Source organism: Vibrio sp. M260112, assembly GCF_036533775.1.
In the GTDB taxonomy this organism is placed as follows: Bacteria; Pseudomonadota; Gammaproteobacteria; order Enterobacterales; family Vibrionaceae; genus Vibrio.
Window position 1 is genome coordinate 33,443 of sequence record NZ_JATABH010000022.1, and the last position, 13,560, is coordinate 47,002.

The following is a 13,560-nucleotide window of genomic DNA, read 5'->3' on the forward strand; positions in this document are numbered from 1 at the left end:
ACTACTGCCCGTCAGGGAACCACTCTTGCAGCAAATCTCTAGAACGTTCCAGCTCTTTTTGCCAAGTGTTGATACCAACAACTGATGGTTTCAAAAGAATCACCAATTCGGTTTTTTGCGTCAGTTGAGTCGTATTGCGGAACAGATGCCCTAATGCGGGTACATCACCTAAAAATGGCACTTTTGACACTTGCTCAACCGTGTTCGACTTCATTAAGCCACCAATCACTACGACATCGCCATCTTGAGCACGAATCACCGAATCCGATTCTCGAATCGAGCTTGTTGCTAATGGCAATGTTAGTCGTCTCGAACCGTAATCAATTTCTTTCTGCTCTTGAGTCACATCAATAACAGCAGGATGAACGTGCAATAACACATTACCTTGGTCATCAATCTGCGGAGTGACATCTAACGAAATACCGGAGAAGAAAGGGGTTAGCTCTATGTCTGTTGTGGTATTCGATGTCGAACTGTTCGAATCCGTATTTGCTGAGAAATCAGTGACAAAATAACTGTCCGTGCCTACCTTGATAACCGCTTTCTGGTTGTTGGAGGCCGTCACCCGAGGGCTTGAAAGAACATTCAGATCACCTTGCGTTGCCATAAAGCTCAATACGGCTTCAAAACTACCGCTCGAAATAACCAAATTAGACTGACCGCCTAACAAGGTGCCTATCGTATCTAAGCCGGGCAAAGGAAAAGGCAAAGGCAAACCATTCGAGTCTTTGACCGTAGAGCCCTTACCTAAAGTGTAATTCGTCCCGTTTGATGTAAAGGCTTTCGACCAGTTTATCCCTTGTTGATAGCCATCACTCAAGGTCACTTCCAAAATCTTTGCTTCCAAAATAACTTGTCGGTGCATACGTTGCTGGGAGACCATTAAGAAGTTGCGAATTTCTCTAATCTCATCAGGATAAGCTCTGACGGTAATCACACTCGCCTGAGGGCTCACCACAACACCTTGTCCATTGCCAGAACCAATAAGTTGTGAAACCGCACTTTCTAACTGAGGCCAAAAATCACTTTCGTTAGTCGTTTCAATCTCCGTCCCACCTCGAGTCGAGTTAGTCGAGTTACTGCTAGATGAGTTCGAGTTTGAATTAGAATTGGATGAGTTGTTCGACGAACTGTTATCGGTATTCGTGATCGTACCGGTTGAAATCGAGGTAAGTGAACGACCAGAACGCTTGAACTGTAAGTAATCAACCGGAATAGTCACCGTTCGTAACCCCGCAGGATAAACCTGAATTACGTTACCTGACTTAGTCACTTCGTAGCCATACATGTCTTGAACTACCGATAGCACCTCATCAAGAGAAACATCACTCAGATTAACTGTGATAGAACCTGTCACTTTGGGGTGGATAGCGGCGCTAAATTCCGTTCCTTTAACCAAGCTGGTAAAAAAAGCTTTTGCTTCGACGCCATTGGCCTTGATTCGAAAACGTTTTATGGTTTTGCTTTCTGTTATGTCGTCATTGGCAAGTTCCGGCATCAAGTCAGCCTCAACAGAAGGCGGCAGAGTTTCAAGGCTGCGGCTATTTTGCTCATTGATCGCTTGATTGAGAGTGCCTTTCGCTTCTATCGGATCGCGATGTCCCATGGAGCAACCAGCCAATATAGATGTAATCGTAATTGCGATAGCGAGTTTACGCATATGTTTCCACTGACCTTACTGTTTAATTTCCATAGAAAAGAGTTCTAATTTCCATTGCTGTTCACCGCGAGACAAAATGACAGCATCTGACTGGACTTGATTAATTCGGTAGCCATTAATTTTTTCCCCCATCCCCCTTACCTGACCAGCAAGAGTCGCTAAACAATCTTGCTCACCAGAACAGACGATAGCTTGAAGCTCCGGTAGGGGTGGTCGCACCTTTTGCTTCGGTTTCTCACCCGCAGGCCGTTGAGCTTCCCAACCCAGAGGTGCTGTCGGATCTTGTGCTGACCAAACAGTCGTTGAAATAAGCATGAATACTGCAAACAGCCACTTTCTATCCACCAATAAACTCCTGTCTGGAACCTAGGGTATACACTTCAAGCACTAAACGGGCTTCAGGATACGCTTCAACCGTGTATCGAAAGCTTCGCCAGTAGTATTTCATCGGTAAGTTCTCTAGCGTATCTAAATACTCAACGATGGCAAAATAGTTCCCCGTCACTTCGAGTCTGACTGGATGTAAGTAGTAACTGGACAGGGTTTCTGATTGTTCATTACTTACTATTGGCTCAGCTTGCATTGATTCGAGCGCGACCAGCTTTAAGCCTTTTGTCTCTGATAAGACATCTTCTAGCAGTAGCGCCATCTCGCTCGGTGAAATCAGATTCTCAACGATCTCTGCAAGTTGCTCAGATAAACTCTGACTTTCAGACATCAAACGCTTGAACTCCAGATTGAGTTCTTGGTCTGGATCCTTTTTAAGTTTAGCCGTCATTAATAATATGTCGGCCTCTAAACGTTGTGCATCGAGCTTAGTAGCAGTGATCTGTTTCATCACCGCTTGATTGTTTTTTAAGATCGGCTCAACCAATACAACATATATTCCTAGTCCAAACGCCACGACGCCACATAGAGCGACCAGCCATTTCTCCCGCTGACTTAACTGAGCAAACTTGTCTTGCCACTGTTGCCAATACTGCTGCATTATTCGCTCTCCTGAGTCGTCTTTAGTTCAAACGTGATAATGCCTTGTTCATTGCGACCTATTTTGAGTTTCTCAAACGTCCTTCCTACGAGGTCTAACTCAGATTTGAATTGATTGACCCAATTAGGGATCGCTTGCGGATTTCTGGCTAAACCAACCAAATCAAGCGTGACGGCATCAATGGAGATCTCACTCAACGAGATATCGTTGCGACCTAAAGCCGCCAAAGAACGCATCACACCGGAATAACCAACTTGCTGAGTTTCATCAAACTCGCTGACCGCTTTGAGAGAGTTTCGTTTCGCTTCTATTTCTAGCTTTAACCTTGCTACCGCAGCAACTTTGGCAGGGGTCGGTTTATGCTGACTAAGGCGTTGGTTCAACACCGCGGTTTGTTTTTCAAACTCTGCGACTTGTGACCGATATAATTGCAGTTCTTGAGTTAACTGAGTTTTCTGGTACACCAATGCGGCACTGCTGAGCAAAAGAAAGGCACTTAACACTCCCCAGATGAGCGCAACATTGCGTAGGGTGAAATAGTCTTGCTTCGTTTTGAACTCTTCAGGGAACAGGTTGATCTGTGCATTTTGTAAATTTTGAACAATTCCAACCAGAATTTCTCCGGATTGCTGTCCCAACTCCGACAGCTGCGAGACTTTGACACTAAGCGTGTCGTTTAAAGCGTCAACGATTTGCTGCTGCTCTTCATCATCACAACAGATGTACATTTGGTGCAGAGAAACACTGCGTAACTGTGACGAAAGGTAATCAATCGAACGTTGCAACTCTAGTGCGATACCATCTAGCTGTAAGATACTACTTGCAACGCCCGTCAATGGTGAGGCAATGCCTCGTATTGTACGTTGGAATGCACATTGCGACTCCACAAATGCACTAACTCTGAACTGACTTTGCCTGCTGCGTTGAAGTAATAAGAAGTTTTTATTCTCACTCGCATGCCCCCAGACTTCGTCCTCAACCATAATTCTCGACAACTCTATGTTGAGTGATTTGAGACCGTGATATAAGTTGACTACTGCACTGCGCGAAAATACATAGACTTGCAGTTTATTGCTGTTAGGCAGAGCCACAGCGTCTGCCACAATATCGGTCACTCGTTCGCTAACAAGATCTTTGAGTAAGAATGGCAAAGCCCCAGCAAGTTCGTTTTCTGGAACACTTGGCTTTTCTATCTGGTAGGTTTGGTACAGGTTGGAGTCGAGCACGACATCAAGCACAACCTCAGACACATTCGCATCTCGCAAAGCATCCAATAATGTTTCATGCCACGTAGAGCCCTGATAAGGAACCGACAATGCTAACTCTACACCAGGCAATGATGAAAAATAGAGTGCACTCGGCTGAACAACAACGCTCAGACGCTTTGCCGTTTCTTTACTGCGCTTAAATTTGCTAATCAGTGATTGAATGTTCATTCTGCTCTATGTTCTTCTCCAGCGATTGCGCCGACCAGCTTGTACTTTGTTCGAAGATGGACTGACATTCATGCTGCTAGCTGCAAGTGGCAGCATCTGTTTCTCAGCACATAAGTAGCGACCCTGTATACCGTGCACGCCCAAATCTAAAATCGTTTTATGTTCTTGCTTATTATCGACACCAACGGCGATTACCTGAGTTTTAAGTCCATCACACGCCCCCATTAGACTGCGGACAAACAACTGGTTTTCATGCCGTTGTTCGATCTTTTTAATTAAACTTCGATGGAGCTTCAAATAACTGACAGGTAGCTCTTTAAGGTAATGGGTACTGACGATTGAACGGCCAGCTTGCCCTACTGCCACTTGGCACCCTAAACCGGCAATCATCTTGCTCACTGGACGCATGTAATCCAGATGCTTAACCAAACGGGCTTCAGCAAATTCAAATATTAGCCTCGCTCTTTGCTCCGACGGCAATTGCAGGAGTTCATCTCTGAACCACTTGAAGTAACTTCGGTCGGCAAATGGAACAACATGCAAATTGATGGCGTAAGTTGCTGAATCGTTTGACTGAGCGAGGTAGCGCCTAATTGTCGTGATTGTCGCCGTATCAAGTCGAGCTTCGTAGCCCACTGATTCTATCGCTGAATTAAATCGCGACGCCTTAATCACTCCCTTATCTGGGTCATTAATGCGTGCAAACAGCTCATAATGGTCAACTTTCTTATCTTGCTGCTGGTTCAGGAGATAGCAAGGCTGGGAGAATATGTACAGGTTCTCAGGCTTTAGCACCACATCAAACAAAGTTCGCCAACGGACACTGCCTCGTTCTTCGTCTGCTTCAATGTGTTTTTGAAAACGACTCCAAGTATTGATGCCTTGCAATTGTGCACTTTTTAACGCAGTTTCAGCTTCATCAATAATTCGCCCTTGACTCTCTGCCTCACGGTACATACTGACACCAATATGCACCCAATTATCGGTTTCAAGAGGAGAAGGAGGATCAAGTTTGGCTAACTGTTTTAAACAATGGCCAGCCATATTTGACACTTCTTTAGTCGACAAATTAGGCGCAAAAATAGCAAAATCCGAGCTGTAATAACGAGAGAGGATCACATCTGGATATCTCTGTATCACATTATTCAGTCCTTCACCCACTTCAATGAGAAAGTCGTTCGCCACCTGCTTACTTTGCTCAACTTGAATCACTTCCCAGTCATCTACCCGAATGATCAACACGCCACCATGGGATCCATGTTCAGACAAAGCCGCTTCCAATTTGCTATCGAATAGCACTCGATTGGCCGCCCCCGTTAACTGATCCAAGAAGGTCTGCGAGCGGATAAAGGTATCAAAACGACTTCGCTCCTGACGCGCATCTTGAAGTTCTTCTATAAGTCGATCGAGTGCTTCACTAGCAGTATAAGGCCACTCTTTGACATCGCCTTGCGCATACTCCTCTACTCGACCCGCTAATATCATTCGGCCACGCTCTTCAAGCAGTTCAGAGCCATGCAGTTGATCCTTAAGCCACTTAAGACCACGATGCAGACAGAAGACGATCAGTGCAACAGCTAAGGTAATCGACCACAGCGCTTGCATTGAGTATCCATAACCAATATACGGTGGGACCGCTTTAAAACGAATGCTATAGCCGTCATTGCGCTCCAAGGTGTATTGAGTGTGATATAGCAGAGAGGCGTCTATTTTAGAGGTTGTGTCTTTGAATCGATAAATCACACCGTAAGACGAGTGCAACTCCATCTCGACAATGTTCGAGGCTTGAAGCATTTTTGGCATCCATCGCTGGAGAGAATAGGCCGCATCTGGGTCTTCCATCTCTTTATCGACAACTTCAACAATGCCTTTCAATGAGTGCTCTAGATATTCTTGACCCAGTTGTTTAAACGACAGTGTCCCACCAAGAAATAGAATAAACATCGCACTCGTGACAATGACAGTCACAAAGGCAACAAGTCGAGTACTCAATTTTAAGGTAGGCGTGTACCTCATGGATAAAGAATTCCTTTTCTCAACGTATGATTCAAATTTTCAGGATGCTAATAGATAAACAGTCACTTAGCTAGCATTCCTTACCCAGCAACTAGGGGGATTTCGTATGTGATATTATTTACTATATAAAAAAGCCGCGACTTGCGCGGCTTTTTTTCAATAACAAGCACTTAGAATGGGATGTCGTCATCAAAATCCATTGGTGGCTCATTGTATTGAGGCTGAGCTTGTTGTGGCTGTGACTGTTGCTGATATGCAGGCTGTTGTTGCATTGCAGGTTGCTGTGGTTGTCCCCAACCACCTTGTTGTGGCTGTGATTGACCCATACCTTGCGCAGGAGCACCACCTTGAGCACGACCACCAAGCATTTGCATTACGCCATTGTAGCCCTGAACAACGATTTCAGTTGTGTAACGGTCTTGACCATTTTGATCTTGCCATTTACGCGTCTGAAGTTGACCTTCAACATAAACTTGAGAACCTTTACGAAGATACTCACCCGCCACTTCCGCAAGTTTGCCAAATAACGAAACACGGTGCCATTCCGTTTTCTCACGCTGTTCGCCAGTCGCCTTATCACGCCACGATTCAGACGTTGCGATAGTGATATTTGCTACTGCACCGCCGCTAGGCATGTAACGTATTTCTGGGTCTGAACCCAGATTACCTACTAAAATAACTTTGTTAACTCCACGGCTAGCCATGTTTCGCTCCGTCTAAATTGGTAATGATAGATAAATAGCGCAATAGGATAACACGCTTTACGCTCGGGACAAATTCCTCGACTGACAATGTATCGTCGTAGCTCTAAGTCAAACAACTCTAAGTCTATTTTTAGACCCCTCTTCAGCTCCCCTTCTCCTGAGTAATTCATGAATTACTTTTTGTCATGAATTTTAACGCAAACTGCACACCTCGATTCGCACTGATGGTTTCGTTGCAGCACTCTATGTGTGCACTAATGCAAATACACAGGATTTAAAAAAATGAACAAAAAAATATACACCAGAACCATTCACTTTTTATCTGAAGACGTCACTGCCACTAATCCATTTATTGATAAGCTTGAGCAACAGTTAGAACTGACCATACCTCGAATGCAACCTAATGATCTGCTCATCGCACTTCAACGGCACAAACACCGAATTTTATTAATTGATCACTACGCTTATACTAGGCTCAAAAGCCAGATTCGCGATCTTCCACTGGCTGATAAGTCATTTGAAACGATCATTTTCAATGTGACACATCCGCTTTCAACCGATGAAGTTCTTGCTTTTGGTCACCTTAAAGGCCTCTTCTATCAACAGGATTCTATTGAGTACATCGCCAAACGCTGCAAAGATATTATCAATGGCGAGAATTGCTTGCCAAGCAAAGTATCTGCACAACTGCTCTATTACTATCGCAGTGTCGTCGACAGTCAGACCGCACCCGCAACGGTTGATCTCACGATTCGTGAACTGCAAATTTTACGCTGCCTGATCTCTGGAGCGTCTAACATACAAATTGCTGAAGATATGTTTATTAGTGAATTTACCGTAAAGTCTCATCTGCAAAAGATCTTCAAAAAATTGTGTGTGAAAAATCGTGCTCAGGCTGCATCGTGGGCTAGACAACATATGAATCCCAACTACTGAGTCACATAGTTAAAACGAATTCAATACGAATACTGGCGTATTCATTATCTATTTAGTTAAAGCATGGTATTGTTGCGCCAGTCAGGAATTCAGTAAAAAAATTGAAAGGTTTAATCATGATCAAAAAGTGCCTTTTTCCGGCCGCCGGTTACGGTACACGCTTTCTACCAGCGACGAAATCAATGCCAAAAGAAATGATGCCAGTGGTCAATAAACCACTGATTGAATATGGCGTCGAAGAAGCGATTCAAGCAGGTATGAACGGGATGTGCATCGTCACTGGACGTGGCAAACACTCTATTATGGATCACTTTGATAAAAACTATGAGCTAGAGCATCAGATCAGCGGTACCAATAAAGAAGATTTATTGATCGATATCCGTGACATTATTGAGACCGCCAACTTTACTTACATTCGTCAACGTGAGATGAAAGGCCTTGGCCATGCCATCCTTACTGGTAAAGAGCTGGTTGGTGACGAACCCTTTGCCGTCGTACTCGCCGATGACCTGTGTGTCAATGAACAAGAAGGTGTTCTCGCGCAAATGGTCGCCCTATTCAAGCAGTTCCGCTGTTCAATCGTTGCCGTTCAGGAAGTGCCAGAAAGCGAAACTCACAAGTATGGTGTGATTTCCGGTGAAATGATCAAAGACGACATCTTCAGAGTTGATGACATGGTTGAAAAACCTGAGCCAGGAACAGCGCCAAGTAATTTAGCCATCATTGGCCGTTATATTCTTACGCCAGATATTTTTGAGCTGATTGAAAATACCGAACCAGGCAAAGGTGGTGAGATTCAAATCACCGATGCGTTACTTAAACAGGCAAAAGCAGGTTGTGTTCTGGCATACAAATTCAAAGGTCAACGATTCGATTGCGGAAGCGTTGAGGGTTACATCGAAGCAACAAATTACTGTTTTGAGAATCTTTATCTGAAAGACACAAAAAAATCTGAGCTTGGTAAGCAACACACCACCAAAGAAGACGTATAACCCGTCTGTTACAAAGATTAAGGCAGCTATCGGTAGCTGCCTTTTTGTTACTGTTTTTTTATCCAGTATTTTTCTTTGCACATTTCTCACTCTATGTAATACTTAGCCGACTTGTTTTTGCATAGAGTAATCAAGATGGATCAGATTGAAATCCGTGGTGCCCGCACCCATAACCTAAAAAACATTAACCTAACGATTCCACGTGACAAGTTGATTGTGATTACTGGTCTATCTGGTTCCGGTAAGTCATCTTTAGCTTTCGATACACTCTATGCCGAAGGTCAACGTCGATATGTCGAGTCACTCTCTGCATACGCTCGTCAGTTCTTATCCCTAATGGAAAAGCCCGATGTCGACCACATCGAAGGGCTATCACCTGCGATATCGATTGAGCAAAAATCAACGTCACATAACCCTCGCTCTACCGTAGGTACGATTACGGAAGTCTATGATTACCTCAGACTCCTTTACGCGCGAGTAGGTGAACCTCGCTGCCCAGAGCATAAAACGCCTCTAACGGCACAGACCGTCTCTCAGATGGTGGACAAGGTTTTAGAACTTCCTACTGGCTCAAAAATGATGCTACTCGCTCCTATCGTCAAAGAGCGTAAAGGTGAACACGTCAAGACGCTGGAGAATTTGGCGGCACAAGGTTTTATCAGAGCTCGTATCGATGGAGAAACCTGTGATCTTTCCGATCCTCCGACCCTTGAGCTGCATAAAAAACACACCATTGAAGTCGTCGTAGACCGCTTTAAAGTCCGTGATGATCTTCAGCAACGACTGGCTGAATCGTTCGAAACTACCCTTGAACTCTCTGGCGGCATTGCAGTGGTTACTTCAATGGATGGAGACGGTGAGGAAATTGTCTTTTCGGCTAACTTTGCCTGCCCACATTGTGGCTATAGCATGCAAGAGCTTGAACCACGCTTGTTCTCATTCAATAACCCAGCTGGTGCGTGTGGTACCTGTGATGGTTTAGGTGTACAGCAATATTTCGACCCAGCTCGAGTCATTGTTGATGATTCACTAAGTTTGGCTCAGGGCGCTATTCGTGGTTGGGATCAGAAAAACTACTATTACTTCCAGATGCTTTCATCACTTGCAGATCACTATGGGTTCGATCTGCACGCACCATTTAATTCTCTGCCAAAAAAGACCCGGGACATTATTTTAACTGGCTCAGGTCGAACTGAAGTCGAATTTAAGTACATCAATGATCGTGGTGATATTCGCGTGAAACGTCATCCGTTTGAGGGCATTCTCAATACCCTTGAACGTCGCTATCGTGATACTGAATCGAATGCAGTCCGTGAAGATCTGGCGAAATACATTTCGACAAAAACATGTTCAAGTTGTGATGGCAGCCGCCTAAGACTGGAAGCTCGCAATGTCTTTATTGGTGATACCACCCTTCCTGAAATCGTTGAGTTAAGTATCGCTGAAGCATTGGAGTTCTTCGCAGGTCTAACCCTGTCCGGACAAAGAGCACAAATTGCCGATAAGGTAATGAAAGAGATTAACGACCGTCTGCAATTCCTTGTGAATGTCGGACTGAATTACCTCAACTTATCCCGCAGTGCGGAAACGCTTTCTGGGGGAGAAGCACAGCGTATTCGACTCGCTAGCCAAATTGGCGCTGGGCTTGTGGGTGTCATGTATGTTCTTGATGAACCTTCAATTGGTCTACATCAGCGAGATAATGAACGCCTGCTTAAAACGCTCACACATTTGCGTGACCTAGGAAATACCGTATTAGTTGTCGAGCATGACGAAGATGCTATCCGCATGGCTGACCACGTCATAGACATAGGTCCAGGGGCTGGCGTTCATGGTGGTAACGTGGTGGCAGAAGGTACCATGGAGCAAATTCTTGCCAACCCAGACTCTTTAACAGGTCAATACCTTAGTGGCGCAAAACAGATTGCGCTACCTCAAACTCGTACCCCAAGAGACCCGAAAAAAGTTGTCGAGTTGATTGGTGCATCGGGTAACAATCTGAAAGACGTTTCTCTAGAAATTCCGGTGGGTCTATTTAGCTGTATCACTGGGGTTTCGGGGTCAGGTAAATCTACCCTGATTAACGACACCTTCTTTAAAATTGCTCATACGCAACTCAATGGAGCTACGACTGCAACCCCTGCTCCATACAAAAAAATAAAAGGGTTAGAGCATTTTGATAAGGTGATTGATATTGACCAAAGCCCTATCGGACGAACTCCTCGTTCAAATCCAGCGACTTACACTGGGATTTTTACGCCAATACGTGAGCTATTCGCTGGTACTCAGGAATCACGTGCTCGTGGTTATAAACCAGGACGCTTCAGCTTTAACGTGCGAGGAGGTCGCTGCGAAGCCTGTCAGGGAGATGGGGTAATTAAAGTTGAAATGCACTTCCTTCCAGATGTCTATGTTCCATGTGATGTGTGCAAAGGGAAACGTTATAACCGAGAAACATTAGAAGTGCGCTATAAAGGAAAAACCATTGATGAAGCGCTAGAGATGACGGTTGAGGATGCTCGCCAGTTCTTCGACCCTGTTCCTGTTATCGCCCGTAAGCTGCAAACCTTGATGGATGTGGGACTCTCCTACATCCGTTTAGGGCAAGCTGCCACGACTTTATCTGGTGGCGAAGCTCAGCGAGTCAAACTGGCGCGTGAACTCTCGAAGCGAGATACCGGGAAAACGCTCTACATTCTCGATGAGCCAACGACAGGCCTTCATTTCCATGATATTCAGCAGCTGCTGAATGTATTGCACCGTTTACGTGACCATGGCAATACTGTGGTTGTCATCGAACACAACCTAGATGTCATCAAGACCGCCGACTGGATTGTCGACCTCGGTCCTGAAGGTGGTCAAGGGGGTGGTGAAATTATCGCGACAGGGACACCAGAAGATGTGGCACTTATCGAAGGCTCTCATACTGCTAGATTCCTAAAACCTATGTTAAAATAATCACTAATTGTGAGATTGATAGACCAGTGACCTTGCATCACTGGTCTATTATTTGAGGTGTTATGATTTATGGCGACGGTACACGTAACAGGGACAGAACTTGAGATCAAGACACCTAAACTCCCATTAATCAAGCCTTTCCTAGTATCACTAGGATTTGTATTTCTCGTAGCTATGCATTTTTATATGCCGAATCCTGGTGGTTCAGGCCTCGCCTTGTCCTTCAACGCAACAACTTGGCTGGCAATCAGTGTTTCACTCGCTATCGGTTTATACCAATTAGGCACTACGGGCTACCTAAGATACAACAAGCTCACTATTGGATTATTTATTTGCTGTGTAATGATGACTGTGCCCATCTTTTATGCAGGGTCTAAGCCCGCTCTCGTCGCCATTAGGTTAGCGGGGCTTTGGGCTGGTTTCTTACTCTTTTTTGTCCTGCAACAGTTTCGATTCAGTAATAAGCAGAAACAACGTTTACTCTGGTTTATTACGATTGCTGTTTTTATTGAATCCCTATTCGGTTGGGCTCAATTTTTTCTGCTACAACCGGGCAATATTTTCGGCTATGACACTGAAATAAATCGTCCATATGGGATTTTTCAGCAACCCAATGTGATGGCGAGCTTCCTTGCTACAGGCTTAGCTCTTTCTGGCTATTTACTCACTCGCCAGCCAACCAAATACCAACGCCACATTAGCGAAGTAACGTTACTCTATCTCATGCCGCTACTTTGCGTGCCGCTGCTTATCGTGCTCGGTTCACGAACAGGGTGGCTAGCCGCGCTTTTATCAACGCTGCTGGTTCTTCCTTATGTTTATCGCTTTGCAACTAAAAAGCGATTTATAGGTTGGACTGTATCCATTTTATTGGGGGTAGGCCTAGGATTTAGTTGTTTGACGATCCCATCAGAACAAAAGCCAATTGCTCTTGAAAAAATGCATCTGCAAAGCCCAAGACAATATACCTTTCCACAAGCTATGGACATGCTGATTGAAAAGCCATTTACTGGCTATGGCTACGGTCGATTCGAGCCTGAGTATCTTGTTTACACCGCCCGCCAGCATCAACTCAATCTCAGTTATAAACCGGGGTTAGCTTCAATGGTTCACCCACATAACGAACTCTTGTATTGGGGGGTGGAGGGGGGCTTATTGCCGCTACTTGCGATTCTTCTTGCTGCTCTCTTCGTTCTGGCACGCCTATATCAGGCAAAGAAAGGGACTCGTTTAGCTATGTTTGCCCTATTCGTGCCCATCGTGTTGCACAGCCAGCTGGAATACCCTTTTTATCACTCGGCGATTCACTGGATCGCATTCATCATTCTGCTCTACTGGGTTGATCAACGCGCATGTCATTATCGACAAGCTTCGTTGAGTATCATCTCCCAAAGCACGCTGCGTGTTTTAAGTTTAGTCATGCCCATCGTGTCTGGGTTTTACTTAACCACAACTCTTCATACCAATTATGTCCTTACTGGTTTTGAGCGTTCTCAACCAAAGAACCCTGATATTCTTAATCAGGTGTCTAACCCAGTGGTGTGGCAAGACAGGTATAACTGGGACATCTACAGCACGTTTCTCAATATTGGTTTGATGACGCAGCAAGATGAACTCATTCAAGCTTATGTTGACTGGTCACTGAAAATCATTCGAGATAAACCTAGACCTGCTTTTTACAACAACCTGATCTTGGCATATTTGGGCTTAGGGGAAACGATCAAAGCAGAGCAAATTCGTAGCGAAGCTCAGTTTTTGTTCCCTGACATAAATTTCTCCGAAGTTCACTATATTCCACCAGACATAGATGCACTAAAAGCAGACCGAACAAACCAGCCGCAATAAAAAAGGCGACCCGAGGTCGCCTAAA

At 44.8% G+C, this 13,560-nt stretch carries 10 protein-coding genes; 4 read left to right on the forward strand and 6 right to left on the reverse strand.

The genetic code is table 11. The features are described from left to right. Position 1: 1 nt before the first annotated feature. The 6 genes from mshL to QTN95_RS11395 form a co-directional block, all read right to left on the reverse strand. Positions 2-1,660 carry a pilus (MSHA type) biogenesis protein MshL gene (gene mshL / locus QTN95_RS11370; RefSeq protein ID WP_331417557.1) on the reverse strand — a complete coding sequence of 553 codons (1,659 nt, stop codon included), beginning with the start codon at positions 1,658-1,660 and terminating at the stop codon, positions 2-4. A 15-nt stretch (positions 1,661-1,675) separates the two neighbouring features. After that, positions 1,676-2,005 carry an MSHA biogenesis protein MshK gene (locus QTN95_RS11375; protein WP_138973837.1) on the reverse strand — a complete coding sequence of 110 codons (330 nt, stop codon included), beginning with the start codon at positions 2,003-2,005 and terminating at the stop codon, positions 1,676-1,678. Then, positions 1,998-2,648 carry a type II secretion system protein GspM gene (gene gspM, locus QTN95_RS11380; protein WP_331417558.1) on the reverse strand — a complete coding sequence of 217 codons (651 nt, stop codon included), beginning with the start codon at positions 2,646-2,648 and terminating at the stop codon, positions 1,998-2,000. Before gspM ends, QTN95_RS11375 begins: the two co-directional genes overlap by 8 nt. Further along, positions 2,648-4,084 (reverse strand): MSHA biogenesis protein MshI, encoded by a 1,437-nt coding sequence (locus tag QTN95_RS11385; RefSeq protein WP_331417559.1) that lies wholly within the window; start codon positions 4,082-4,084, stop codon positions 2,648-2,650. Before QTN95_RS11385 ends, gspM begins: the two co-directional genes overlap by 1 nt. A 6-nt stretch (positions 4,085-4,090) precedes the next feature. Further along, positions 4,091-6,100: an RNase E specificity factor CsrD gene (gene csrD, locus QTN95_RS11390; protein WP_331417560.1), complete on the reverse strand. Its 2,010-nt coding sequence runs from the start codon at positions 6,098-6,100 to the stop codon at positions 4,091-4,093. A gap of 170 nt (positions 6,101-6,270) precedes the next feature. Continuing rightward, positions 6,271-6,804, reverse strand: a complete 534-nt coding sequence (locus QTN95_RS11395) for a single-stranded DNA-binding protein (protein WP_269377940.1) — start codon at positions 6,802-6,804, stop codon at positions 6,271-6,273. Positions 6,805-7,086: 282 nt separating this feature from the next. Here QTN95_RS11395 and QTN95_RS11400 point away from each other — a divergent pair, with 282 nt between their 5' ends. The 4 genes from QTN95_RS11400 to QTN95_RS11415 all read left to right on the forward strand — a co-directional run bounded on the left by QTN95_RS11400 (position 7,087) and on the right by QTN95_RS11415 (position 13,535). Further along, on the forward strand, positions 7,087-7,740 hold the full coding sequence (locus tag QTN95_RS11400; protein WP_331417561.1) for a response regulator transcription factor: 654 nt from the start codon (positions 7,087-7,089) through the stop codon (positions 7,738-7,740). Positions 7,741-7,856: 116 nt separating this feature from the next. Beyond that, complete coding sequence (galU, locus tag QTN95_RS11405; protein WP_138973843.1) at positions 7,857-8,732, forward strand: UTP--glucose-1-phosphate uridylyltransferase GalU; 876 nt, start codon at positions 7,857-7,859, stop codon at positions 8,730-8,732. A 135-nt stretch (positions 8,733-8,867) separates the two neighbouring features. Beyond that, a complete protein-coding gene (gene uvrA, locus QTN95_RS11410) occupies positions 8,868-11,690 on the forward strand; it encodes an excinuclease ABC subunit UvrA (protein ID WP_331417562.1) in 2,823 nt (940 codons plus the stop codon). A 69-nt stretch (positions 11,691-11,759) separates the two neighbouring features. After that, positions 11,760-13,535 (forward strand): PglL family O-oligosaccharyltransferase, encoded by a 1,776-nt coding sequence (locus tag QTN95_RS11415; RefSeq protein ID WP_331417563.1) that lies wholly within the window; start codon positions 11,760-11,762, stop codon positions 13,533-13,535. Positions 13,536-13,560 lie beyond the last annotated feature (25 nt).

Bases quoted from the DNA above. Each gene is read 5' to 3' on its own strand.
- mshL (WP_331417557.1), bottom strand. From the start codon at position 1,660: ATGCGTAAACTCGCTATCGCAATTACGATTACATCTATATTGGCTGGT.
- gspM (WP_331417558.1), bottom strand. From the start codon at position 2,648: ATGCAGCAGTATTGGCAACAGTGGCAAGACAAGTTTGCTCAGTTAAGT.
- csrD (WP_331417560.1), bottom strand. From the start codon at position 6,100: ATGAGGTACACGCCTACCTTAAAATTGAGTACTCGACTTGTTGCCTTT.
- QTN95_RS11395 (WP_269377940.1), bottom strand. From the start codon at position 6,804: ATGGCTAGCCGTGGAGTTAACAAAGTTATTTTAGTAGGTAATCTGGGT.
- QTN95_RS11400 (WP_331417561.1), top strand. From the start codon at position 7,087: ATGAACAAAAAAATATACACCAGAACCATTCACTTTTTATCTGAAGAC.
- QTN95_RS11385 (WP_331417559.1), bottom strand. From the start codon at position 4,084: ATGAACATTCAATCACTGATTAGCAAATTTAAGCGCAGTAAAGAAACG.
- uvrA (WP_331417562.1), top strand. From the start codon at position 8,868: ATGGATCAGATTGAAATCCGTGGTGCCCGCACCCATAACCTAAAAAAC.
- QTN95_RS11415 (WP_331417563.1), top strand. From the start codon at position 11,760: ATGGCGACGGTACACGTAACAGGGACAGAACTTGAGATCAAGACACCT.
- galU (WP_138973843.1), top strand. From the start codon at position 7,857: ATGATCAAAAAGTGCCTTTTTCCGGCCGCCGGTTACGGTACACGCTTT.